This is a genomic window from Ruminococcus sp., from assembly GCF_016287535.1.
Lineage (GTDB): Bacteria > Bacillota > Clostridia > Oscillospirales > Ruminococcaceae > Ruminococcus.
The window spans coordinates 1-26,032 of the sequence record NZ_JAEFAJ010000004.1 but is presented as its reverse complement, the minus strand read 5'-3'; the positions used below and the strand labels follow the sequence as shown (position 1 = coordinate 26,032).

Annotated in this window: 16 protein-coding genes and 1 other annotated feature; of the genes, 5 read left to right on the top strand and 11 right to left on the bottom strand. The window is 47.0% G+C overall.

What is annotated here, in order from left to right; translation table 11 throughout:
• A complete protein-coding gene (locus QZZ36_RS03145; RefSeq protein ID WP_295076599.1) occupies positions 1 to 522 on the bottom strand; it encodes a hypothetical protein in 522 nt (173 codons plus the stop codon).
• A gap of 677 nt (positions 523 to 1,199) precedes the next feature.
• On the opposite strand from QZZ36_RS03145, the gene pheS reads away from it, so the two are divergent.
• Positions 1,200 to 2,228: a phenylalanine--tRNA ligase subunit alpha gene (gene pheS, locus QZZ36_RS03140; RefSeq protein WP_295076596.1), complete on the top strand. Its 1,029-nt coding sequence runs from the start codon at positions 1,200 to 1,202 to the stop codon at positions 2,226 to 2,228.
• 78 nt (positions 2,229 to 2,306) lie between these two features.
• A complete protein-coding gene (gene pheT, locus QZZ36_RS03135) occupies positions 2,307 to 4,763 on the top strand; it encodes a phenylalanine--tRNA ligase subunit beta (protein ID WP_295076593.1) in 2,457 nt (818 codons plus the stop codon).
• 198 nt (positions 4,764 to 4,961) lie between these two features.
• On the opposite strand, the gene asnA is transcribed toward pheT, so the two are convergent.
• Complete coding sequence (gene asnA, locus QZZ36_RS03130; RefSeq protein ID WP_295076589.1) at positions 4,962 to 5,972, bottom strand: aspartate--ammonia ligase; 1,011 nt, start codon at positions 5,970 to 5,972, stop codon at positions 4,962 to 4,964.
• Positions 5,973 to 6,186: 214 nt separating this feature from the next.
• A complete protein-coding gene (asnS, locus tag QZZ36_RS03125) occupies positions 6,187 to 7,557 on the bottom strand; it encodes an asparagine--tRNA ligase (protein ID WP_295076587.1) in 1,371 nt (456 codons plus the stop codon).
• Positions 7,558 to 7,625: 68 nt separating this feature from the next.
• Positions 7,626 to 7,924: a binding site (T-box leader), on the bottom strand.
• Positions 7,925 to 8,157: 233 nt separating this feature from the next.
• On the opposite strand from asnS, the gene QZZ36_RS03120 reads away from it, so the two are divergent.
• Positions 8,158 to 9,747: a carbohydrate-binding domain-containing protein gene (locus tag QZZ36_RS03120; RefSeq protein WP_295076583.1), complete on the top strand. Its 1,590-nt coding sequence runs from the start codon at positions 8,158 to 8,160 to the stop codon at positions 9,745 to 9,747.
• 60 nt (positions 9,748 to 9,807) lie between these two features.
• On the opposite strand, the gene QZZ36_RS03115 is transcribed toward QZZ36_RS03120, so the two are convergent.
• From QZZ36_RS03115 to QZZ36_RS03095, 5 genes are all read right to left on the bottom strand, one after another.
• Positions 9,808 to 11,688 carry a leucine-rich repeat domain-containing protein gene (locus QZZ36_RS03115; RefSeq protein ID WP_295076580.1) on the bottom strand — a complete coding sequence of 627 codons (1,881 nt, stop codon included), beginning with the start codon at positions 11,686 to 11,688 and terminating at the stop codon, positions 9,808 to 9,810.
• Between the two features lie 260 nt (positions 11,689 to 11,948).
• Positions 11,949 to 15,242 carry an AAA family ATPase gene (locus QZZ36_RS03110; RefSeq protein WP_295076578.1) on the bottom strand — a complete coding sequence of 1,098 codons (3,294 nt, stop codon included), beginning with the start codon at positions 15,240 to 15,242 and terminating at the stop codon, positions 11,949 to 11,951.
• Positions 15,239 to 16,375 carry an exonuclease SbcCD subunit D gene (locus tag QZZ36_RS03105; protein WP_295076575.1) on the bottom strand — a complete coding sequence of 379 codons (1,137 nt, stop codon included), beginning with the start codon at positions 16,373 to 16,375 and terminating at the stop codon, positions 15,239 to 15,241. The genes QZZ36_RS03110 and QZZ36_RS03105 overlap by 4 nt, the downstream gene beginning before the upstream one ends.
• Positions 16,376 to 16,495: 120 nt before the next feature.
• Positions 16,496 to 16,663, bottom strand: coding sequence for a hypothetical protein (locus QZZ36_RS03100; protein ID WP_295076572.1), 168 nt, complete (start codon positions 16,661 to 16,663; stop codon positions 16,496 to 16,498).
• A gap of 43 nt (positions 16,664 to 16,706) precedes the next feature.
• Positions 16,707 to 17,912, bottom strand: coding sequence for an RtcB family protein (locus QZZ36_RS03095; protein WP_295076567.1), 1,206 nt, complete (start codon positions 17,910 to 17,912; stop codon positions 16,707 to 16,709).
• 533 nt (positions 17,913 to 18,445) lie between these two features.
• On the opposite strand from QZZ36_RS03095, the gene QZZ36_RS03090 reads away from it, so the two are divergent.
• Together QZZ36_RS03090 and QZZ36_RS03085 are read left to right on the top strand one after the other, a co-directional pair.
• Positions 18,446 to 20,023: an SPFH domain-containing protein gene (locus QZZ36_RS03090; RefSeq protein ID WP_295076563.1), complete on the top strand. Its 1,578-nt coding sequence runs from the start codon at positions 18,446 to 18,448 to the stop codon at positions 20,021 to 20,023.
• A gap of 290 nt (positions 20,024 to 20,313) precedes the next feature.
• A complete protein-coding gene (locus QZZ36_RS03085; RefSeq protein WP_295076560.1) occupies positions 20,314 to 21,174 on the top strand; it encodes an AraC family transcriptional regulator in 861 nt (286 codons plus the stop codon).
• A gap of 38 nt (positions 21,175 to 21,212) precedes the next feature.
• Here the strand turns inward: QZZ36_RS03085 and QZZ36_RS03080 are convergent, their stop codons facing one another.
• From QZZ36_RS03080 to QZZ36_RS03070, 3 genes are all read right to left on the bottom strand, one after another.
• Positions 21,213 to 22,763 carry a hypothetical protein gene (locus QZZ36_RS03080; RefSeq protein ID WP_295076557.1) on the bottom strand — a complete coding sequence of 517 codons (1,551 nt, stop codon included), beginning with the start codon at positions 22,761 to 22,763 and terminating at the stop codon, positions 21,213 to 21,215.
• A gap of 1 nt (position 22,764) precedes the next feature.
• Positions 22,765 to 23,244, bottom strand: coding sequence for an RNA polymerase sigma factor (locus tag QZZ36_RS03075; RefSeq protein ID WP_295076555.1), 480 nt, complete (start codon positions 23,242 to 23,244; stop codon positions 22,765 to 22,767).
• 193 nt (positions 23,245 to 23,437) lie between these two features.
• Positions 23,438 to 26,032: endo-1,4-beta-xylanase (locus tag QZZ36_RS03070; RefSeq protein ID WP_295076552.1), on the bottom strand; the 2,595-nt coding region annotated here is incomplete at its 5' end.

Genomic DNA, 26,032 nt, shown 5'->3' with positions numbered 1-26,032 from the left:
TCATTGCTTTGCCCTGAGTCTTGCAGGCAGAAATTTACGGATATTCTCAAGCATTCTGTCGTCCGGCACGAAAATGAGTCTGGCTTTTCCCACGGTCTTGTCGGTAAAATCAGCATAGTATTCATGTGAAGCTATATTGTCAGTTGCCAATATCACAGTCATATCATCAGTCTCATCCATGCCGTTGTCATACTTTCCGAAATCAGTGAACTGTCTTATACTGGTGGAAAGCATCTCACGCCGTTTCTTCTTTGCGATTATCTTGTCAACATCAAGCTCGCCGTTTGTGAATGTATATTCATACTCAACATAAGTATTCTGAACAAAGTAATAAGTTCCGTAACCAGCTGCGGCTGCGAGGAACAAGCCAAGGAACGACACTACCGGACGTCCGGACTGAAGCAGCGAAAGCAATGCAAGCGAAACAGTGAAGAGCACACCCACTATCAGCATGACTACTCTTCTTGCCTTATCAGAAGATGTTTCGTTCTTTTTTACAAGCTGTTCTGCGAAATTATCCATTATATCTACTCCGTTTCCTGTTTATTGATCAATTAATCAATGTCTGCCCAGCAATAAAAAACTTACGCGCAAATCCCATGTTTTATTAAAGATCATGCGCTCCCTGAACAAATTCAGGGCAATGACCGCCTTACGGCGGTTATTGAGGACACATCAATTATATGATAACACATTTTCCGTCAGATTGCAACAAATCCCTTTAAAATTTTCAATTGCTTCATCTTTTTTTCACAAGTGTTGCTTCAGGGGCAAAAAAATTTCGGAAAAGCCCTTGATTTTTTCAGGAACGGCGTATATAATATGATTATAACCCGATGACTGAGAGAGTAAGAATGTCAGAGTTTCTTCAGAGAGGGGCGGAAAGGTGAAAGCGCCCTGTAACGATGTATTCCGAAGTTCACTCACGAGGGGCGGAGCGGAAGCGGCTGTGTTCAGCTGTGGTAGGTTACTGACGTAGGTCTGCGTTAAAGGCAAGAGAGTGTCGGCTCTCCTGACAATGGGTGGTATAAAAGCAAGGTTTAAGTCTTGTCCTGTTGGACAGGGCTTTTTTATTTGGTCACGACACGTAAACCATTTGTAGGGGCTGATGCCCACATCAGCCCGCGCATTATACGATTAATCAAACGTGGCGATGTGGGCATCGCCCCCTGCACCAAAACATATTTTGAGGTGAAACAATGAAAGAACAGCTTGAAAAAATCGAAGCGCTGGCTAAGCAGGAGCTTGCTTCCTGCACCGAGATCAAGGCGCTGGACGATCTGAGGATACGTTTCCTCGGAAAAAAAGGCGAGCTCACCGCCATACTCAAACAGATGGGACAGCTCTCCGCAGAAGAAAGACCGGTCATCGGTCAGCTTGCTAACAAGGTAAGAGCTGACATTGAAGAAGCTCTCGGCAGCAAGCTCGCTTCACTGAAGGCAGACGCACAGGCTTCAAAGCTGGCAGAGGAGAAGATCGACATTACCCTCCCCGGCAAGCACACTCCTTTCGGAAAGCTCCACCCGCTCACAAAAGTGGAGAACGAGATCAGGGAGATATTCATCGGTATGGGATTCAACATCGCTGACGGTCCAGAGATCGACGACGATTACCACGTATTCGAGGCTCTCAATCTTCCTCCCGATCATCCCGCAAGAGATACCCAGGATACATTCTATATCGAAGGTACAGATGAATCTGTACTTCTCCGTACACAGACCTCCTCTGTACAGGTACACGTTATGGAGAACCAGAAGCCGCCTATCCGTATCATATCTCCCGGAAGAGTTTTCCGTTCCGACGCCGTTGACGCTACTCATTCTCCCCTCTTCCACCAGATAGAGGGACTCGTAGTGGACAAGGGCATCACAATGAGCGACCTGAAAGGCACACTCGAAATGCTCATGAAGAAGCTCTACGGCAACGACTGCAAGCTCCGTTTCCGTCCTCACCACTTCCCATTTACCGAGCCAAGCTGCGAGGTGGATATCAGCTGCTTCAACTGCGGCGGAAAGGGCTGCTCAATGTGCAAGGACGAGGGCTATATCGAGCTTCTCGGCGCAGGCATGGTACACCCGAAGGTACTGGAGAACTGCGGTATCGACCCTGAGGAATACTCAGGCTTTGCGTTCGGTCTCGGACTTGAGCGTATGGTAATGGGACGCTATGATATCAACGACCTCCGCCTCCTCTACGAGAACGACGTAAGATTCCTGGAACAGTTCTGAACTAATTTCTAATTAAGCTATAAGCTAATGGCTAAAGGCTAACAGCTAACGGCTCAATAAATCGAAAGGAAAAAAGATATGAATTTATCTATGAAATGGCTCGGCGACTACGTAAAAGCCGATATGCCGATAAAGGATTTCTGCCATGCCCTCACAATGAGCGGCTCAAAGGTGGAATGCTACGAAAAAGAGGGCAGCAATATTTCCAACGTAGTAGTTGGTAAGATACTGTCAAAGGGCCCTCACGAGAACGCTGATGCGCTGTTCGTATGTCAGGTGGACATCGGCGCGGAAGCTCCCATACAGATAGTTACAAACGCAAAGAACGTCAAGGAGGGCGACCTCGTTCCCGTTGCTCTTGACGGTGCTGTTCTCCCGGAGGGCAAGATAAAGAAGTGCAAAATGCGCGGAGTTGAAAGCTTCGGTATGTTCTGCGGACTTGAAACTCTCGGTCTCACAGCCCATGACTTCCCCTACGCAGACCCTGAGGGCGTTTTCGTTATCGAAGAGGACTGCAAGCTGGGCGAGGATATCCACACCGCTATCGGACTTGACGATACTTCCGTAGAGTTCGAGATAACCTCAAACCGCCCCGACTGCCTCAGCGTTATCGGTCTTGCAAGAGAGACTGCCGCTACCTATGGCACAGAGCTGAAAGTCAAGGCTCCTGAGTTCAAGGGCGTTGACGGCGATATCAACTCCATGCTGAAGGTGGATATCCACAACACAGAGAAGTGTCAGAGATACTGCGCAGGTATCGTTAAAAACGTAAAAATTGAACCCTCTCCCCGCTGGATGAGAGAGCGTCTCCGTGCAAGCGGCGTTCGTCCTATCAACAACTTCGTTGATATCACAAACTACGTTATGCTTGAATACGGTCAGCCTATGCACGCATTCGACCTCCGCTACGTTGAGGGAGCTCATATCAATGTCCGCAACGCTAAGAACGGTGAGAAGATAATGACTCTCGACGGCGTGGAGCGTGAGCTCACAGAGGATATGCTCGTCATCGCAGACGAGAAGAAGCCCGTTGCCGTTGCAGGTATCATGGGTGGCGAATACAGCGGTATCATGGACGATACAACAACTGTTGTATTCGAGTCGGCATATTTCGAGCCCACACAGGTAAGACGCACCTCAAAGGCTCTGAAGCTGAAATCCGACGCTTCAGCACGCTATGAAAAGGGCGTTGACAGACTTATCTCCATGACCTGCCTGAAGAGAGCCTTCGAGCTCGTTGAAGAGCTGGGCGCAGGAGAGGTGCTCAACACAGTTATCGACCGGGACTACACAGACAAGACTCCCGCTTCTGTAGATTTCAGCGCAGACTGGATAAACAATTTCCTCGGCACAGATATCTCCGAGGCTGACATGATAAAGTACCTCGAAAGACTTGATTTCAAGGTAGAAAACGGCAAGGTCATCGCTCCGTCATTCCGTATAGACATCGGCTGCAAGGCTGATATCGCAGAGGAAGTTGCACGCATATACGGCTACAACAATATACCCTCAACAGATTTCCGAGGCGTTGCAAGAGCAGAGTTCACAGAGGAACAGAAGTTCACACGTATACTCAGGAATGCCGCAGCTGCTCTCGGCGGCTATGAGATAGCTACTTATTCATTCGTATCTCCCAAGTACTTCGACAAGATAAAGCTCCCTGCCGACAGCAAGCTCCGCAAGGTAGTAAGGATAGTTAATCCTCTCGGTGAGGACACCAGCGTTATGAGAACATCTACTATCCCCTCGATGCTGGATGTTCTCTCCTTCAACTACAACAACCGCAATGACAAGGCCTGCCTCTTTGAGATAGCCAAGGAATACCTCCCTGCTTCCGAGGAAAAGCCCTTCATAAACGGTGATACTCTCGCAAACAGCGGCAAGCAGAAGCACAGATACAGCTATTCTCTCCCCGATGAGCCTCAGAGACTCACTATCGGTATGTACGGTGGTGACGCTGACTTCTATACTCTCAAGGGTATGGTCGAGCAGATACTTGGTGAACTCAAAATTGATGACGTTGAATATATCCGCGCAGCTGACAGCGATATATTCGACGAAAAGTACGCTCTCCACCCGGGCAGAAGCGCAGTTATACTCAAAGACGGCGCTCCTCTCGGTATAATGGGCGAGGTCCACCCCGATGTACAGGAGACCTACGAGATAGGCGTAAAGACCTATGTTGCAAAGCTCAATATCCCTGAGCTCATGGCAGCTGCCGCAGATAAAATAACCTATCAGCCACTGCCTAAGTTCCCAGCAACTACCCGTGACCTCAGTCTCCTTGTTGATGAGGATATGCCTGTTGCAGAGCTTGAAAAGGCTATCAAGGGAGCTGTTGGCAAGATACTTGAAAAGGTATCTCTCTTCGACGTATACCGCAGCGACGAAATGAAGCAGAACGGCAAGAAGAGCATAGCTTACTCTATCTCAATGCGTTCACATGAGGGAACTCTCACTGACGAGCAGGCTGACGGAGCAATGAAGCGCGTACTGAAAGCGCTCAGCGCTATCGGAGCAGAGCTCCGAGGTTAAACAGCCATTAACCTTTAGCTCGCAGGGGCGGATATTATCCACCCGAAAAAGCGAATATAACAAACGAAGCCCGAAAGCATATGCTTTCGGGCTTTTTGCTGTGTGTAGGGGACGGCGTCCTCGACGTCCCGTTTGTTATATAACGTGTACCTGCGGACGCGCAATGCGCGTCCCTACCATAAGCTAAAGGCTAATAGCTTAAAGCAATGTGATACCGCTTGCAGCGCACTTCTCGATCATCTCATCAGACCAGATAGATGACTGTACCTCGCCTATATGAGCCTTTTCAAGCAAAAGCATACACAGTCTTGACTGACCGATACCGCCGCCGATAGTAAGAGGCAGAGTGCCGTCCGCTATCATCTGATGGTACTTGTACTGCATTCTGTCCTCAGCTCCGCACTCAGCCAGCTGCTTTTTCAGTGACTCAGCGTCAACACGGATACCCATAGAGGATATTTCCAGAGAATCGTCCAGAGTTTCGTCCCAGAAAAGGATATCGCCGTTCAGCGACCAGTCGTCGTAATCGGGAGCTCTTCCGTCATGCTTTTCGCCGCTTGAAAGCTTGCCGCCTATACCCATGAGGAATACGGTCCTGTGCTCCTTTGTGATAAGGCGCTCACGCTCATGACCGGTCTTGCCGGGGTACATATCCTCCAGCTCCTGAGTAGTTATAAAATATGGTTCGTCGCATATCTTTGCGGATAACTGAGGATAGCGGAGACTTACCTTTCGCTTTGTATAGGCGATAGCCTTTACAACAGACTTTACAGTATCCTTCAGGAACTGGATATTTCTCTGCTCACGGGTTATGACCTTTTCCCAGTCCCACTGGTCAACGAATATGGAGTGTGTATTGTCAGTATCATCATCACGGCGGATAGCGTTCATATCGGTATAGATGCCCTCACCTGCATTGTAGCCGTAGCGGTAAAGAGCCATACGCTTCCACTTTGCAAGAGACTGAACGACCTCTGCTTCTGAAGCTATCTCCTTTATGTCGAAATCTACCTTGCGCTCAACGCCGTTGAGGTCATCGTTGATACCGCTTCCCTTTTTAACGATCAGGGGAGCTGATACTCTGTCGAGAGTCAGGGCAAAAGAGAGCGCCTGCTGGAAAACGTCCTTGATGTACTTTATTGCGTGCTGAGTTTCTCTCAGCGTGAGGGTCGATTTATAGCCCTCAGGGATATACAGCGATCTTGACATGATAATCACTTTCCTTTACTTGATATTTTTACGGCGATCGGCGCCATTGACGAAAGCCGTGCTGTACTTTTTGGGAGTTGAGAGTTTAGAATTGAGAGTTGAAAGTTGTGATATCGCCTACGGCGATATGATTTGAATAATGTAAGCAAAGTGAACACATTAACTCTCAGCTCTCCACTTTCAACTCGTAACTTTTAACGGCTTTGCCGTTATATTATCTGATAGAACCCACTGTTCTCGGGAAGAGTATAACGTCGCGGATATTTGCCATACCCGTTGTATACATTATAAGTCTCTCAAAGCCGAGACCGAAGCCGCCGTGAGGTACGCTGCCGAACTTTCTGAGGTCGAGGTAGTCACTGTAGAGGTCGAGGTTCATCTTTCTCTCGTTCATAGCAGCGATAAGCTTCTCATAGTCAGCCTCACGCTCACTGCCGCCGATTATCTCGCCTACTCCGGGTACAAGGAGGTCAACAGCCGCAACTGTCTTTCCGTCGGGGTTCTGCTTCATATAGAAGGACTTTATGTCCTTGGGATAATCAGTTACGAATACTGCCTTCTTGAATACCTTCTCGGAGAGGTATCTCTCGTGCTCTGTCTGGAGGTCGCAGCCCCACTCTACAGGGTATACGAAGTTCTCCCCTGACTTTTTGAGGAGGTCGATAGCCTCTGTGTAGGTAACTCTTGCGAAGTCGTGGGAGATAAGCTCCTCAAGACGCTCGATAAGTCCCTTTTCAAAATGAGCGTCGAAGAACTGCATATCGTCAGGGCAGGTATCAAGGAGCTTGCGGATAACATATTTCAGCATATTCTCAGCTATCTCGATAACGTCGTCAAGCTCTGCGAAGGCTACCTCCGGCTCAACGTGCCAGAATTCGGCAAGGTGCTTGGGCGTATTTGAGTTCTCGGCTCTGAATGAAGGTCCGAAGGTATATATCTTGCCCATAGCCATTGCAGCCATTTCGCCTTCAAGCTGTCCGGATACGGAAAGTCCTGCCTTTCTGCCGAAGAAGTCGTTTGCGTAATACTCCTCCTCATTCTTGTAGTCCTTGCTGTAGCCGATAGTAGTTACCTGGAACATTTCTCCTGCGCCCTCACAGTCGCTGCCTGTGATAAGAGGAGTATTTACGTATACATAGTTGTGTGTCTGGAAGTATTCGTGTATAGCAGCAGCAAGTACGGAACGTACACGCCATACTGCGTTGAATGTATTCGTTCTGCCTCTGAGATGAGGGATAGTACGGAGAAATTCAAGTGTATGTCCCTTCTTCTGGAGGGGATAGTCTGTAGGAGCGTCGCCCAGTACGGTTATGCCCTCTGGAGCAGCGTTTATCTCGATAGTCTCGTTTCTTCCCTCAACTGCGGTACCTGTTACCTTTACGGACATACCTACTCTCGGCTCCCTGAAGTCGCTGTCGCCCTTGTCAACTACGACCTGAACATTTTTGAGAGAGGTACCGTCGTTTACCTCTACGAAGGCAACGCTCTTGGAGTTGCGTGAGGTACGTACCCAGCCGCATACAGTCACCTGCTTGCCTACATAATCCTTTGTGGAGATTATCTCCTTTACATCAATGTGCTTCATAATAATTTTTCCTTTCATTATATAATTCGCACAGGACGAGCAGGAATACAAAAAGCCCCGTCCTGAAACTACAGGACGGGGCATAATACCCGTGGTGCCACCTGAATTACCGCAAAAGCGATCACTTTTGAGCCGCTGTAACGTGCGGGACACGTCGCCCCTACTCGGATACCTGAGATGCTGGACTGTTTTTTATAAACAGCACCCCTTTCAGAAAACCGCCCTTAGGCAAGCCCACCAAAAAACGCACCCTTTCGGTTTGCTGCTCTGGAGTGTTATTCACACAGACTCTGATATGCGGCTCGCACCATGCCCGCACTCTCTGGGAACGAATTTCTGTGATACTTCTCTCCGTCGCTGCATTTGTTGTTTGTATTATAACACTTTTGATACGGGTTGTCAATAGTCAAATTTGCAAAAAAATGTGTTTTTTTCACATTTCTGTCAGATTATATGCGGCAAATTCCACATTCGGGCTTTTTTTCACACAAAGCTTTCCGTTTTATTTCACTTGACAATACGCTTATTCACAAAAAACAGGTGTATATTATAACCATGGAAACAAAAGCCACACTCAAATATATGAAAGGGTGCATATAAATGAAAAATACATGGAAAAAAACTATCGCCGGACTGGCGTTCCTTACCTTGGCTCTCAGCGCCTTTACAGGCTGCTCGGATCAGAACGGTTCAGGCTCCGCTGTAATAAAGAATACGGCTAATACATATAATGAAGCAGAGGATGCCGGTGAAGCGGCTACAGCATCTAAGGCAGCAAAGACCTCAAACAAGAGCCTGTCCGCAGCTGTCATAGATACGTCGAATATCTTTTCAGACCGTGACCTCACTCAGTCGCCGGATACGGCTGCGGCTGTGAAGCTGACAGCAGAGGACGGAAAAACCATTGATATCACCGAGGAAGGCATATATATCCTCAGCGGAAGCGCTTCTAACTGCACTATAAAGGTCGACGCCGGCAAGGAGGCAAAGGTACAGCTGGTGCTTGACGGAGCTGAGATAGAAAATGACGACTTTCCTGCAATATATGTAGTATCAGCGGACAAGGTATTTGTCACCACTACAGCAAAGGAAAGCTCACTTGCCGTGAACAAGGAGTTCAGGGCTGACAGCGAAACCAATACCGATGCGGTCATCTACTCGAAATCAGACCTTGTGCTCAATGGTACAGGCACTCTTACGGTATACTCCGCATACGCAAACGGAATATCCTGCAAGGACGATCTCAAGATCACAGGCGGTACATACAAGGTGACCTCCGCTAAGGACGCCTTTGAGGCAAACGATTCACTGTCCGTATATAACGGCGACTTCACCATAAAGACCAACAAGGACGGCTTCCACTGCGAGAATTCCGACGACGATACCCTCGGTCAGATCTATATCGCAGAGGGCAGCTTTGTGATAGACTCCGCAAGTGACGGCATACAAGGCACAACCTATGTCCAGATAGACGGCGGTACCTTCGATATCACCTCCTCCGAGGGCATTGAAGCTACTTATGTTCAGATAAACGGCGGAAATATCACTATCGACGCTTCCGACGACGGTATCAACGCTTCACGCAAGAGCACTGCCTGCGATATCATTATTGAGTTCAACGGCGGCGATACAAAGATAACTATGGGTCAGGGCGATACCGACGGCGTTGACTCAAACGGAAAAATAATCGTAAACGGCGGTACTATCGACGTTACTGCTCAGCTTTCCTCTTTCGACTATGAGACTTCAGCCGAATTCAACGGCGGCACTATCATTGTCAACGGCGAAGAGGTCGACGAGATACCTCAGTCCATGATGGGAGATCCCGGCGGAATGGGCGGTTTCAAAGGCGGCAGGGACGGAAACAGCGGCTTTAACGGAACTCCCGGCGGTGATTTCACACCTCCTGAGGGATTCACAGGCGGAGACTTCACACCACCCGAAGGCTTCAAGGACGGCGATTTCACACCTCCGGAGGGATTTGACGCTGAATCCGGAGCTACTGAAAAATTCAGAGAGCGTAAAGATTTCGGTGAAAAGCCCGATGAAAACTCTACTCCCGGCGAGAACGGTGAAAACCAGTCCGGCGGCAGAAAAGGCGGCTTCATGGGCGGTCAGGACGGCGGCTTTCCCGGAGGCTTCGGTGAAAAAAACAAGTCTGAAACCGGCGGCTACATCGAAAGAACATAACACTTCTCATTTCACTTCTCATATAAATAAAAAACGGGAGCTAAAAACTCCCGTTTTTTATTATATAAACAATGTACTGAAACCGTGCTCGCGGGCATAGCGCTCCGCTTTTTTACGGTTTATCTGTTTAAGTATCTTTATGGTCTGCTTGTGGCCTTTTCTTATAAGGTCAAGCGGGATATTCTTATCTTCAAACTCGCTGATATTAATATTGCAAAGGCTCTCACAGCCGCAGAATGCGTCCTCCTTGATGTCCTTTGTATACATACTTATTTTCAGATCCATAAGATTCTGACAGCCGTAAAACGCCCAGTTGCTGATAGTCTTAACATTGTCCGGAATAGTCACTGACTCCAGGGATCTGCACCATGAAAATGCACTTTCACCGATAGTTACCACTGAATCCGAGATAATGACCTTTTTAAGACTGTAGCACTCTGAAAAAGCCGCGTTTCCTATGGCTTCCACCGCACCTGAGAAAACAACTCTTCTGAGACGCTTGCATGAAAAGAACATAAGATCACTTATCTTTTGCAGATAAGCCGGCAGTATAACACTTTCAAGGGAATTGCAGCGTCCGAAAGCGCCCTTGCCTATCCTTTTAAGTGACTCAGGGAAGCTGAGTTCCTTGAGATTAAGGCATTTCAGGAATGCGTTTTCGCCTATGGATTCAAGATTCCGTGAAAAAACTATCTCTTCGAGGTTGAAGCAGTGACAGAATGCAAATTTATCTATAACACGGACGCTGTCCGACATGACGATACGCTTTACTGTCTCGTTTCCGCGGAAAGCATATTTTCCTATGACATTTACCTTGTCAGGGATAGTAATGGCTTCGGTAGTACCTACATACTTTACAAGGGTACCGTTCTTGTCGATAGCCATATTGTAAACATCATCTATCTCGATATTCTCATCATGGATAAGATCGCCGTATTTCTCGTAATCGTCCTTGAGATCAGCTTCGGATTTCTTTTCTTCTGCCTTGACTTCCTTTTCGGGAAGCTCCGGCTTCTTTTCCTCTGCCTTGACTTCCTTTTGGGGAGCTTCCGGCTTCTTTTCCTCTGCCTTGACTTCCTTTTGGGGAGCTTCCGGCTTCTTTTCCTCTGCCTTGACTTCCTTTTTAGGAGCTTCCGGCTTCTTTTCCTCTGCCTTTACTTCCTTTTTAGGAGGCTCCGGCTTCTTTTCCTCTGCCTTGGCTTCCTTTTTAGGAGGCTCCGGCTTCTTTTCCTCTGCCTTTACGTCCTTTTTGAGAGGCTCCGGCTTCTTTTCCTCTGCCTTTACGTCCTTTTTGGGAGCTTCTGGCTTCTTTTCCTCTGCCTTTACTTCTTTTTTAGGAGCTTCCGGCTTCTTTTCCTCTGCCTTTACGTCCTTTTTGGGAGCTTCCGGCTTCTTTTCCTCTGCCTTTACTTCTTTTTTAGGAGCTTCCGGCTTCTTTTCTTCTGACTTGACTTCCTTTTTGGGAGGCTCCGGCTTCTTTTCTTCTGCCTTTACTTCTTTTTTAGGAGCTTCCGGCTTCTTTTCCTCTGCCTTTACTTCTTTTTTGGGAACTTCCGGCTTCTTTTCTTCTGCCTTGACTTCCCTTTTGGGAGGCTCCGGCTTCTTTTCTTCTGCCTTGACTTCCTTTTTGGGAACTTCCGGCTTCTTTTCTTCTGCCTTGACTTCCTTTTTGGGAGGCTCAGGCTTCTTTTCCTCTGCCTTGACTTCCTTTTTGGGAGCTTCGGGCATATTTTCAACAGGCTTTTGTACGGGCTTTGCTTCTACCGGCTTTACCTCTGCTTCAACAGGGGGATGAGCCTTTACAGCCCTTACCTTCACGATCTTTGCTTTCTTGGGAGCTTTACCACGCTCTGCCGCTCCGTTTTCTCCTGAGCAGTAGGGACAGGTCTCGTATTTATCAGCATCATAAAGATGCTTTTCGGGACATCTTGTCATTTTCATTCTGTTATCACTCCATGTCTCATTTTCTGCATTTCAATTTTTACAAAAAAATGAATTCAACAATATAATTATATCATTTCGGAAATAAAAAATCAACAAACTGAGCACCAGCAACCAGATTTTTGTGAGAAATAACAGAATCTCCCTTTTCACCAACCATAAAACAGGGCTTTAATGCACCCTTTTTGCAGGTGCTTTATACATTGTGCACAAAGCAAACATCATACAAAAAGTCCGCAGTAATAGAACTGCGGACTTTTTCATACTATAAGCTCTGCACGGCTTCCGCCGTTTTTGTCCTTTGTAACAACGATCTGCTTGTCGATACGCTGTTTCAGCGCCTGTACATGGGAGATTATACCCACAAGCCGGTTTCCGTCGGAGAGACCTGCAAGAGCCCTCATCGCCTGTTCTATGGAATTCTCATCAAGAGAACCAAAGCCCTCGTCAACAAACATGGTATCAAGCCTTATACCGCCTGCGGAGCACTGTATCTCATCTGACAGTCCCAGCGCCAGCGAAAGCGACGCCTTGAAGGATTCACCGCCCGAAAGCGTCTTTACGCTCCTCACCGAGCCGTTATAATGGTCAATAACGTCAAGTTCAAGTCCGACCTGAGTACGCTTGTCATCATACTCCGTTCGCCTTGTAAGTGTGTACTGTCCGTCGGACATAACACTCAGCCTCTGATTGGCACGGCGTATTATCCTGTCAAAATAAGCGGTCTGTATATAGGTCTCCAGCATGAACTTGCTCTGCTCGGAAAGCTTTCCGTTAGCGGTATCCGCAAGATTTTTCACCCATGCGTACTTCGCTTCAAGCTCTATAAGTTCCGATGAACCGTTTACAATATTATCAAGAGCTGTACTGTTCATCGTAACTCTTGTATGCAGCTGCCTCAGCTGTGACATAATATTCGTCTTTTCAGCCGTCAGCCGCGACCTTTCGGCTTTCTCCCTTTCAGCGTCCAAATCGCCGTAATTCTCAAGCTGCAGAGTTAGCTGGTCCAGCTTTCCGGACAATCCCGAACATTCCTTTTCACCGTCGTTGACCGCTTTTTCAGCAGCTTCGTAAGCCGCCTTCAGCTCGGCACTTCTCTTCTGCAGCGCAGCAATACGGATACCCGCATTCTCTCCGCTCTCAAAGCGCAGACCGCTGTGCAGCTCCATGAGACGCATACTCATTTCGTTAAGTCTGCTGTCCAGAGCAGCCTTCTGTGCGGTCAGCTCCGTTAACCTGCTGTTCAGCCCGTTTATCCCGTTCTCAAGCTCTGGTATAAGCTTTTCAAGCTCTTCCTTGCGGGCAGCTCTTTCATTTTCAGCCGCAAGCTGCGACTCTATGCCAGCCATTCTCGCTTTCAGAGCAAGTCTTTCAGAAACGATACAGTCACGGGCATTTTCAAAAAGGCAGTCACCGATAGTCTCCTCGATCCCCTTTTCTGCCGCCGCACGGAGCTGTTTCAGCATTCCGTCAGCCGTATCGCACATACTTCGGCGCTGTGACAGCTCTCTGTCCGATTCCGATACAGCCGTCATAGTACCTTCTTCCTGTTTTTCCTTCGATTCTATCTCAGCCGTAAGCCTTTCTTTCTCGGAGATAAGCTTTTCAGTTTCAGTAAGCTTTTTTGCAAGCTCGCTGAGCTGCACTGTACAGCTTTCAAGCTCCATTCCGCACTGCTCCGCGCCGGTTTCAATTCCGCAGCCGAGAAGCCCGGACAGTCTTGCGGTCAGCGACTTTTCAAGCTCGTCTGCTTTTGCCTTGACGGCAGAGGCTTCGGTACTGTTCTTTTCGGCGGTACGGCGTGCCTTTTCAAGCTCCGCCTTCATTCTTTCGAGCTCATGCTCTGACGGTGCTCCCACCTGCTTTCTGGCAGGAGAAGGGTGTTCCCTTGAACCGCATACCGGACAGGGCTCGCCGTCTTTGAGCCCCTCAGCAAGCACTCCTGCTCTGTCGTCGATAAATGCCCTGTAGTTCTGCTCATATTTTTCAGAAAGACGTTTCACCTTATCTGCCGAATCAGTATAAAGCCCGGCTGCTTCTTCACGCTCGCTGCAGCGTTTTTCCCATTCCTGTATGTCTGCCGAAACAGCTTTCAGTTCGGCAAGACGCTTGTTCAGCCCCTCGCGGCTGCGCAGGAGCTTTTCCTTTTCCGCGTCGCAGCCTTCTATCTCGGAGCGCCGTTTTTTCAGCGCGTATACCTCTCCCGTAAGAGCCTCGCATTTTTTCACAAGGCTGTCGTGTTCAGCCTGATACTCCTTGAATTCGGCAGTTTTGTCCCTAAAATTGATACTGCCGCTCTCATAATCGGTGAGAAGCTTTGAAAGCTTATAGAGCTCCTCGGCTCTGCTGACAAGCCTTTCACGCTCCAACGTCAGCTGCGCCTTATTCTCACCTGTACCCTCCAGTCCGGAAAGCTCATTTTTAAGCGATAAACGCTTTTTCTCACGGTCATCCTTTTCAGCTATGCTGCTGTCAAGCTCCGAAGCGACAGCATTGAGCGACTCCTTAACTTCCGCAAGAAGCTTTTCCTGCTCCTCAGCCTTTGCGTACTGAGGCATTTCCGCTTCGAGAGCCGCTATTTCGTTTCTTACCTTTTCAAGCTCCGGCTGACGGGCTTTTTCCTTCTCAAAGCCTTCTTCAAGGAGCTTATGACGTTTTTTCAGGTCGCTCAGCTGCCTTGCAGTACGCTCCTTTTCAGCCAGAAGCTTTGCCTTTTCCTCCGCCTTTGAGATACGTCCGTTTACCTCCGCAAGCTTTTCATCAAGCTCCTCCCCTTCACGGGTATATACCTCTGACTGAGCCTTGTCCCGTGTTATGAGCTTGTTTATCAGCTCCCTGACGAACTCGGCGGGCGGAAGCTCCTCTTTCAGCTTTGCAACCTCGTCAGAGTATTCGTCATCATCTCCGCATACTATCCCGCCGGCATACTGTCTGAGACTTTCCCTGCGGCTGCTGCACTCGCTTTTAAGTGTACTGCTCTCCAGTCTGAGAGCTTCCTGCAAAGTCTGATAATTCCTTGTTTTGAAAATATGCCGCAGTATCTCACGGCGCTGTGAGGTATCCTCAGTTATGAGCTTCATAAAATCGCCCTGCGCTATCATTGCTATCTGCTTGAACTGCTTCTCGGAAAGTCCGATAACATCAGCAACTGCGGCTTCTACCTCTCTTTTTCCGGATAATACCCTGCCGTCAGGATAAACAAATTCCGCGCTTGCAGGCTGCTGCGCAACTCCGCCGCCCCGCTTAGCCTGACGTTCATAGGCAGGATTTCTTCTTATCCTGTAGCGCTTGCCGGCGTAATCAAATACAAGCTCCACATATGTGGGAGTATCAAGTGCAGCGTATTTGGAACGCAGCATACTGTCGTCGTCGCGGTTTTCACCGCTGGCACTGCCGTAAAGCGCATAGGTTACAGCGTCAAAAATGGTGGTCTTTCCTGCGCCTGTGTCTCCGGTTATGAGGTACAGACCCTTGTCGCCGAGAGCTTCGAGATCAAGAACGGTCAGTCCCGAATAGGGACCGAATCCTGATATTTCAAGTCTTAGTGGTCTCATTGCTCTCCCTCCCATATCTTCCCGATAAGCGACTGAACGAGCTGTCTCTGCGGCTCAGACATATCTCCGCCGTTGCTGAACCTGTAGAATTCCTCAAACAAATCGACAGGCAGCTTTTTCTCTGCCTCCGCCGCTTCTATACTGTCATGAGCGCTGCGGGTACGTCGGTTGTCGTACTCTATCATCATTATATTAGGATATACAGTACGGAGTTTTCCCATAGCTTCGGGGATCTCCTCTTCATCGCAGAGTATTATGCGCATATAATCCTCTGAATTGCCCTTTTTGCTGTACTCGACCGAGCTTATCCGCTCAAATGTGCCGCGGACCTCCCGCATATCGCGCAAAGGCTCAAGAGGAACGGTCCTGACGTCAAGACTGCCCTTTTCACGCATCTCCACAACGGTTACGGACTTGACCTGATTTGCCTCTGAAAACGAATACTTCAGTGGAGTACCGCAGTAACGTATGCGCTCACTGCCCACGTTCTGCGGACTGTGGATATGACCAAGGGCAACATAGTCAAAACCGTCAAAGGCGGAGCTGTCAACATTGTCCGTACCGCCTACTGATATCTCCTCGGAGTCGCTTTTCTGCGCTCCGGTCACGAACTGATGGGTAACGATTATATTACGCTTTGAAAAATCTATATCCATTGCGTCAACAGCGGCATTTACCGCGTCGGTATAGCTCTCTATAACGGTATCGGGAAAAAATCTCCGTACCGAAAGCGGCTTTATAAACGGGAGCATATACACGCAGAACTCACCGTACTCGTCGCTGAGAACAGCAGGAACTGTCTTTCCGTTGTATACAGGCGACATATAAATGCCGCTCTTTTCCATTATGTGGCAGCCGAAGGCTATCCGCTCCGCAGAGTCGTGATTTCCGCTCACAGCGAAAACACGGTCCGTTATGGACGAGATCCTTGTGAGAAAATCATCAAAAAGGCGCACTGCCTCCGCAGAAGGCACCGGCTTATCGTATATATCCCCCGCTATAATGACGAAATCCGGCTTTTCTACAGCTATAATACTGCATATCTCATGCAGTATATACTCCTGATCCTCTATGAGTGAAAACTCATTCAGCCTCTTTCCGAGGTGAAGATCTGACAAATGCACAAACTTCATACAAACCTCCTTGACGCTTGCTGTTAATAAAATTATATCCTGTTTGCGGATCAATGTCAACGGACTTTCAATATGAAAAAATAAACAAATGCACAGTCATGCGGCTGTGCATTATGACAGTTATTCTTCAAAGCTTTCCGGGTGCTTGGGCTTGCGCCTGTAGCGCCTTTTGTCGGTATCCACCACCTTTGTGGCAGGGTCAACGCCGTTCCAGCTGCCCCGTTTTGAGGAGTCAATCTTCTTTTTCTCCTTTTTGCTCATTTTATCATAAGAAACGAATTTATCCATATTTCCTCCTTTAAATCAAAATTTAGCAAAGCTAAATTTTGATTTACTCTTCTCCTGCCTTGAAATTGTATATTGGCTTGATGACCTCGTTTATCTCAACTGTATCACCGATATTGTCAACTATATCTTCCATTGACTTATACGCCATTGGACATTCGTCCAGCGTCTGCGCATTGACCGATGTTGTGTAAATACCGTCCATCTGCTTTTTGAACTCCGAAACCGTGAAGCTCTGCTTTGCCTGTGAACGTGACATAAGTCTGCCTGCGCCGTGTGGAGCGGAACAGTTCCAGTCCGGATTGCCCTTTCCTGTGCAGATAAGGCTGCCGTCACGCATATTTATGGGTATGAGGAGCTTCTCACCTGCCTGCGCGGACACTGCTCCCTTCCGGAGTATCATCGTCTCTGTGTCGATATAGTTGTGTATCGTCGTGAACTGCTCCTCAGCATGAACGTGCATACCCTTGATTATCTCGTCCATCATTGCCTGACGGTTCAGCATTGCGAACTGCTGTACTATCTTCATATCGTGGATATACTGCTCAAAGAGCTCTCCCTCGCAGTAAGCAAGGTGCTTTGGAACGTCAGTGGTCTTGGTATTTTCAAGCTTTTTCAGCTCAGACTGTATCTGCTTCTGCTTTCCCTCTGCCTTGAGCCGTGCAATAAGCTCATTAATTTCCTTGTCGGAACTCTTGTTCAGGCGTCTGTACGCCTCATTCTGATAGTACCTTGCTACCTCCACTCCAAGATGACGGGAGCCTGAGTGGATAACTATATATATGCTGCCGTCCTCACCCTTGTCGGCTTCGATGAAGTGGTTTCCGCCGCCGAGAGTGCCGACGCTCTTCTCTGCACGAAGCGGATCAATATGCTCAATGCAGTAAAGCTCTGCAAGGTCGATCTTTTCGGTATAGCGGTGAGACTTTTCACGTATTGAAAAGCCCGATGGTATCTTTTCATATATGAGCTTGTCCAGCTTCTGCAGCTCAATATGCTTTTCCTTCAGTCTTACGGTCTCCATGCCGCAGCCGATATCTACTCCCACAAGATTGGGTATCACCTTATCGGTTATAGTCATAGTAGTACCTATAGTACAGCCTGCTCCCGCATGAACATCTGGCATGATACGTATCTGCGCCCCCGCACTCATCGGCTGGCTGCAAAAGGCTATGATCTGAGTTATTGCGTCCTGTTCGATCACATCTGTGAAGACCTTGGCAGTATTGTATTTTCCGTTTAATTCTATCATACTCTTTCCTTTCCGGTCTGCCCGCACGCAACAAAAAAAGCACCCCCGCAGGAGTGCAGAATGCTCTGTATACGCAAAAGCTCAGCACATGGCTGAACACTTCGGGCAAACTCCATGCTTGTTTTCAATAATATTAATTTTTGGCATCTTATAAAAGCTTTTGAACATTGTCATGGTGTTCACCGTCCTTTCGTAGAATATGGAACTATTATAATAGTGAATGTTTTTAAAGTCAAGGAATATGAAAAACTGTAATCAAACTGTAATAATTAGCCGAAGAGGATAAAAACGACCTGTTTCACGCGCTCTCAGTTCTATAAACTGTACAAAAGGTTCATATGAACTCATTTTTAAAATACACTCTTCTGTGCATTATGCATAAAAGCAATACAAAGCTTATACGAAGCGTAATTTTTGTATTCTATTGACAAATATGTAAAAATCATATATAATAACATCATGCAGTTGAAACACGTCAGCTGCTATAGTTTGGTGCTCCGCATAAGCACATTTACTATGATATGGAGGTTTATATGTTAAACAAGATCAACATGATGGCTCTTATGACAGAGGACATCAACTGGGGCGCGATCATTCCTGTCGGAATCGGTATCATCGTCCTTCTCATTATTATTTTCACCGGTTACATCAAAGCTCCCCCGGATACAGCTTACATCATTTCCGGATTAAGAAAAAAGATCATAATCGGCAAGGCAAGTATCCGCATCCCGTTCTTTGAGCGTGTGGATAAGCTGAAACTCCAGCTCATAGCCGTTGACGTAAAGACTTCAAGTGCTGTTCCTACAGCAGACTATATCAACATAAATGTTGACGCAAACGTAAACGTAAAGGTAAGCAGCGATCCGATGCTCATAAAGCTCGGCGCTGAGAACTTCCTCAACAAAGACACCGCTTATGTTGCGAAGGTTGCAAGAGAGGTGCTTGAAGGTAATATGCGTGAGATCGTTGGTCAGATGTCCCTTGAGGCTATGGTCAATGACCGTAAGGCATTTGCTGAAAAGGTTCAGGAAAACGCTGCTCCCGACCTGAACAGAATGGGACTTGAAATAGTTTCCTTCAATGTTCAGAACTTCACAGACGACCAGAACCTTATCGAGAATCTCGGTATCGACAACACCACAAAGATCCAGAAGAAGGCTGCTATCGCACGCGCTGAGTCCGAAAAGGAGATCGAGATCGCCAAGGCTCAGGCTAAGAAAGAAGCCAATGATGCCAAGATACTCGCAGAGACCGAGATAGCTCAGAAAAACAATGAGCTTGCTATCCGTCAGGCTGAACTCAAGAAAGAGGCTGACACACAGCTTGCTATCGCAGACGCTGCTTACGAGATCCAGAGAGAGGAACAGCGTAAGTCCATTGAGGTATCAAAGGCTAACGCAAACATCGCCGCTTCCGAAAAGGACGTTGAGCTCAAGGCTCGCGAGGCAGAAGTAACTGAAAAGGCTCTCGACGCTCAGATCAAAAAGAAAGCCGAGGCTGACCGCTACAGGGCTCAGCAGGAAGCAGACGCAAAGCTCTATCAGCTTAAAAAGGAAGCTGAGGCTGACCGTTTCCAGCGTGAGCAGGAGGCTGAGGCTCAGAAGGCTGAAGCTGAAGCTCAGAAGTTCGCAAGAATGCAGGAAGCTGAAGGTATCGCTGCCGTAGGTAAGGCAGAGGCTGACGCTATCCGCGCTAAGGGACTTGCTGAGGCAGAAGGTATCAATGCAAAGGCTGAGGCTATGAAGAAGTACGGCGAGGCTGCTGTGCTTGAAATGTACTTCAAGGCTCTGCCTGAGGTTGTCAAGAACGCTGCTACACCTCTTGCAAATGTTGACAAGATCACAATGTACGGCGACGGCAACTCCAGCAGACTTGTAGGCGATATCATCGGTTCTACCACAAAGGTAACAGACGGTCTTACAGCTGCTACAGGCGTTGACATCAGAGCTCTGCTCGCAGGCTTCCTCGGCGGAAAGGCTGCAGCTCAGCCGGCTGAGGAAAAAACCGAAACAGCAGATAATTCCGGCGACTATCAGGAATACACAGACTACGGAACTGACTATACAGACTACACAAACTATAACCCCGATCCTGATACTCCTGAACTGTAATACTTTTTGCATAAAATATCATCCCCTGACGATATGCGGTCGTCAGGGGATTTTTGTCGTAATGCTGTAATTTAGCTGTCATAAAGCTGTAATTTTCTAACTGTTTGTACATCTATATTGCGCAAATTTTGGTTAGTCTATTTGTATAGTTTTCACAAAGTTGTACAAAAAGCATTTACAAAACACGACATATAGGTTATAATGGTATTAGTATATAAGCGAAGTTTAAGGAAAACGATAGCAATATTTGGTCATATCCTCTGACCAAAGTTCAGAGGGGGGGTATTAAAATGATAAAACATCTTTCGGGTGAATTTGAAACTGTCGAATATGACACTCAAAAATATGCAATGCTGTATGATAATGTTCAGACTGAAGAATATCCTGTACACTGGCATAACGCAGTCGAGCTTATCATGCCCATGAAAAATGAGTATACTGTAACTGTAAACGGGATAGATTATCTAATCCCCGAAAACGATGTTCTTATCGTTCCGCCATGCGAGCTGCACAGTATGCCTGCTATACCGGGACGACGTATCATTTTCCAGTGCGATAACAGTATTCTCGGCGAGATATCTGCTCTTGAACCGGTCATGCGTTCACTCAACGCTCCCGTTCTCATAAACGGCGATCTTGATAAGGAGCTTCATGTACTCGCAAAAAAGACAATGCTTGATATCCTTTCTCTGTACAACTCCAAATCAGAGCTTGCAGACGTGAAGATATATGTCAAGGTCATTGAACTTTTCATGGCTCTGAGAGAGTATCAGCTCGAACAGCAGAAGATAGTCATGGACTGCGACGACGAAAAGATAGACGAGTACAGTGAAAAGTTCGGTACCGTTCTCAAGTATATCGACAATAACTATATGTACGATATCACTCTTGAACAGCTTGCCGATGTGGCAGGCTACAGCAAGTACCACTTCTCACGTATCTTCAAGCAGTACAACGCTATGTCATATTTACAGTACATAAACGCAAGACGTACAAAAGCTGCGGAGCTTCTCCTGCTGGATCCCAGCGTACCTATAACTGAGGTCGCTATGCGTTCAGGCTTCAAGAGTCTGACAACCTTCAACCGTATCTTCAAGGAGATAAAACACTGTACGCCTACGGACTTCAAAAAATTATATGCATTAAGGTAAAAGACAACCGCACATCTTACGATGTGCGGTTGTTTATTTTAATCCATATCATATAAAAAATTCAATTGTTCTGCATCGGGTAGTTCGACCACTTCCACATATTTAGCAACTCCGCCGTAATAATAAACTGCATATCTCATATCTCTTGTAAATGCAAACCTGCCGTCACCGAACACCGTATCATCCGAAAAGATATTGAGCGCAAACCCAAATGGTCCGTCATCATCTATTTCCCTGAAATCATCAGGAACACCGGGGATAACTGTTTTTGTGTCTCTTTCGCCGAAATCATGGCTTTCAATGTAGCTTAACAGCTTTTCTTTATCATCGCTGTAAAGAACTCTCTTATTTTCGCCATTGAATGTCGAAACGCTGAATCCTGCCCTGTCAGCTTTCAGCCAAACAGCAAGTGATTCCATGCAATTCTTGCATTCTTTGATTTTCTGATCTGTTTCTTCACGTACTCTTAACTCTTCGTTCAAATTGGTATTGTTCTCAGTTCCCGTAATATTGCTTTCTGCGCCAAGCTCTTCAAGCTTGCTGCCGAACTCGTCAAGGTCAATATAATAGCTTCCAACCCCTGTAGGTTCATCATCAGTATATGTGGAATAGCCTACAACACCATTTTCAAGGATACTAAACTGTAACCTCCGTGTTTCATGATCATTTTCCCGGAATTCATATTCAATATTATACTTTAAATAATTTGAATCATAATCAATTACAGGCATATTTACCAGCAGCATCGGAACAAAATCATTTTTCAGGAATTCACCGAGCTTTTCTTTTCCTTCGCCATTTTTACTTGAATACAGCATATTATTATCCTGATCAAGCAGCTCAACTGATGTCATCTCACCATTTATGAGACTGTCAACATCACTCTGTGTGATATGCTCCTCAATAGAAACGATCTCGTTATATCCGTTTAAAAAAGCGTCAAAATCTATCCGGTATGATCTTTTGTTTGATTCAATGATTTTATCGAAATTGTCATCGTATTTATCTTCCGTATATATTACATAACCGTCTTTCGCAATAAAGATCCATGAAACAATGTTATTCACATCCCATGAAATAGAAAAATCATAATCATTCAGAACAATTGGATCTTTTATTTCCTTAGTATCTTCACCCCAGTCGAAATTATTGAAGAAATCCGCAAACCTGTTATAAATGCTTCCGGGTCCATATTTGCCATAGCACGCTATTCCCGCATTAAAAGTATAGTCGAACTTCCTGAAATCTCCGAACGGAGATATCTTATAAGCCGCCGGCTCGGTAGTCACAGTGGTCATCTCCACACCGCTGTCTGCAAACCCGTTATTTTTCTGTCTGTGGAGCAGAAATCCCGTTGTACCAATGCCAGCTGCAAGCACTGCGCAGGCAGCGATCGCGCTGATAGTCCTGATAATGTTTCTTCCTGACTCAACGCGCTCGATTCCGCTTGCGACTTCCGTATATCCGTCATCATTGTCTTTACGTATGATATTGTTCTTCTCAAGAGACTCGCAATTCCTTATGATACGCTCCTTCATATCCTCAGGCATTTTTATCTTATCTGCCGCTTTTTTAAGCTTCTTATCCATACTACATATACTCCTTTCTGTATTTTTCCTCCAGCAGCTTTCTGCCTCTTGACAAGCGCATTTTTGCTGCCGAAAGACTTATTCCCATGATATCTGCCATCTCGTCTACCTTGTACCCTTCTATATAAAAGAGCACGAGCGGTGTTTTGTACTTTTCAGGAAGCTCCATAAGAGCGTCAAGTATCCCGCTTTCCTCTTTCTCTACAGCATAACCGAGGAGAATCTCCTCACTTTCGGTCTTGTGTCTTGTACGATATCTCAGCATATCACGGCATTTGTTTGTGGCTACAGTTATAAGCCATGCTTTTTCATGTTCGCTGTCGCTGAAATCGGGAGACTTCTGTACGTATTTTATTAATGTCTCCTGCACAGCGTCCTCTGCGTCGGCAGTATTCTTCAGAGAAAGCAGACATATCCTGTACAGCATATCGCCGTATCTCTCGACCGCCTCACGAGCGCAGCCGCATTTTTGCATCTTCATCAGCTCCTTTCACTATAGACACGCATTGGAGTATGATATGGTCACATATATTATATCATTTTCTGAAAAAAATGAAAAGACAGCCGATTTTCACCGACTGCCTTTCAGGGGATATTAAAATTTGGAGAAATCTTAATTAGTGTGCCGGTCACCGATACTGCGACCGGCACGATTTGTTATTCCCAATAGCGGATTATGCTCTTGTATGAACCTGACCGCCTGCAAGGGTCTTGCCGTGAGCTGCAGCCATATCAGAGATGTTTACATTCTGGTAACCATTCTGAGCGAGCCAAGGAAGAACTTCTTCCATAGCCTGTGCTGTTGACTGATAGTTCTCGTGGCAGAGTACGATAGCACCCTCAAGTGAACCGTTCTGTGCAGCCTGCTTGATCGTGTTAACGATCTGACCTGCTGAAGCGCCGTTCCAGTCCTGAGTATCTATAGCACAGCTGATAAGCGGGATATCATAAAGTGCTGACTGAACTGTTCCGTTGCTCTCAAGATAAGGTAATCTCATGAGGTGTGAAGGCTCAGTGCCGATGATGCTCTTGAGCTTGCTGTTGCACTGCTCCCACTCACTTCTTACCTGTGAAGAACCGAGCTGACCGAGGTGAGGATGTGACTGAGTATGGTTTGCAACTTCCATGCCGTTCTCAAACTCATACTGAATCTGCTGATTTGTCTTGATCCAGCTTCCTACGTTGAAGAAGGTAGCTGTCATGTTGTTATTGATAAGAGCGTTTATGATTCTGTAACCAGGATCATTTGTGCTCTGAGCTGATGCACCGTCGTCGAATGAGATAGCGCAGAGCTTTTTGGAAGTATCAACTGAAGCACCGCCGCCCTTAGGAGGTTCGCCTACAGTACCCTTGCCTGTCTCAACTGATGACTGTACGCCCTCAGTACCTGCAAGCACTTCATCAAGGTAGAAGTTCATTGTGTCGCCTGAGCTCTCGATAGTCTCTACATAAAGGAGCATATCGCCTGAGTTGTCAGGGATCGTGAACGATGTATTCTCAAGCTTTGTCCATACGCCGTCCTTACAAGTTGCCTTAGCGATAGGAGTATAAACTGCTGAGTTGCCGTCACCCTGCTGGAGTGAAAGCTGGAATGTAGCGTCCTTTCCGGACTGCTGGAGAACTGCTGCGCTGAAGCTGTATGTCTGACCTGCTACGAAGTCTGAACCGAGGCTGTATGCAGCGCCGTTCCACTCAGCTGATCTGCCGGAAACGTAAAGTGACTTACCTGAATAGAAGCTGTCTGAGCTTACATCTACAGAAGCATTACCTCTGCCTGACCAGCTGTCTGTGCTTGAGTCGAAAGAGCTCTTGAAGAGAGTCTTTGCAGCGGGCTTGGTTGTGGTCGTAGTCGCTGTAGTTGTAGCTGTTGTAGTAGTTGTTGTTGAGGACTTGGGAGCCTCAGTAACTACTGTTGATATATTATCAGAGTAGCTCTCAGGGAGCTGCTTGATAAGACCGAGGAGGAACTTCTGGATAGAAGCTGCATCGTTGGTTGTTATGCCGCCGCCTGCCTCGTAAACGTCTGCATTGTATTTGCCCTTTTCCGTGAGCTGATACTTATTGGGGTTAGCAAGTGACTGCATGATGAGAACTGCGTCGCCCATATCAATACCATTATCACAGTTAGCGTCGCCCCACTTTGAAACCTGAGCATCAAGTGCGCCCTTAGGATCCTGTGTGGTAGTTGTAACTGTTGTGGTAGCGGAAGTTGTTGTTGTTGTAGTTGTTGTGGTAGTAGTTGTTGTAGTTGTAACCACGCCATAGTTAGGATCGGGCGGATCAATCTTGCTTGCCAGAGCTATAATGTCTTTATAGAACGACTTAGCCTGGTAGTTGCTGAACGGAAGCGGTGAACCACCATTCTGGTTAGCTCTCCAGCTTCTCTCATCTGTTGTACCCCAGAGAGTAAGAGTTGAGATGTTAGCAGCATTCTTCATAGCTACCTCAAAGATCTGAGGATAAAGCTGACCGTTTGTACCCGTGCTGTTTGTGATATCGAGCTCTGTGATCTGAACGTCGAGACCGAGAGCTGCGAACTTCTTGAGAGCTGTCTCAAACTCGCTTGCTGAAGGATACTTGGAGTCAAGGTGAGCCTGCATACCGATACCGTCGATATAGTTACCTTCCTTCATGACTGTCTTAGCCATATTTACAAGGTCGTTTGTCTTTGCGCTCATGTACTCGTTATAGTCGTTGAGGTAAAGCTTACAATCTGCAGGAGCATACTGTCTTGCATACTTGAATGCGTTTACAACGAACTCTGAGTTGCCTTCGCCGTATACTCTTACCCAGTTTGAGTTGCTGCCGGGTCTCATTCCGCCGCCATCGTTAACGAAAAGCTCGTTACATACGTCGTAGGAGTGGAGCTTGAGGTTCGGGAACTGGCTCTTGAGTGCACTGAATGTGTTCTTGATCATGCTCTCAAGACGCTTGTTCATTCTGTCCTTTGAAACAGTACCGCCGTTATCCTGGAACAGTGAGCCAGGAGTCTGGCTGTACCATACGAAGGTATGACCACGAACGCCGATGCCATTCTGCTCTGCGAATTTAAGGATGTTGCTTGCAGCATTGAGGCTGATATTTACGTTATCGCCGTTTACGCCTGCAACGATAGAATCTGGCTTCATTTCGTTCTCACAGGTGATAGAGTTGTAGTTCTTCTTGATGAACTGCTGAGCCTGTGAATTGCCGATCTCGTTTCCGCTTACAGAAGTACCGAGACGGAAGTACGGTCCCATGTAATCCTTGAAGCCGTCGCCGCCCTTTGT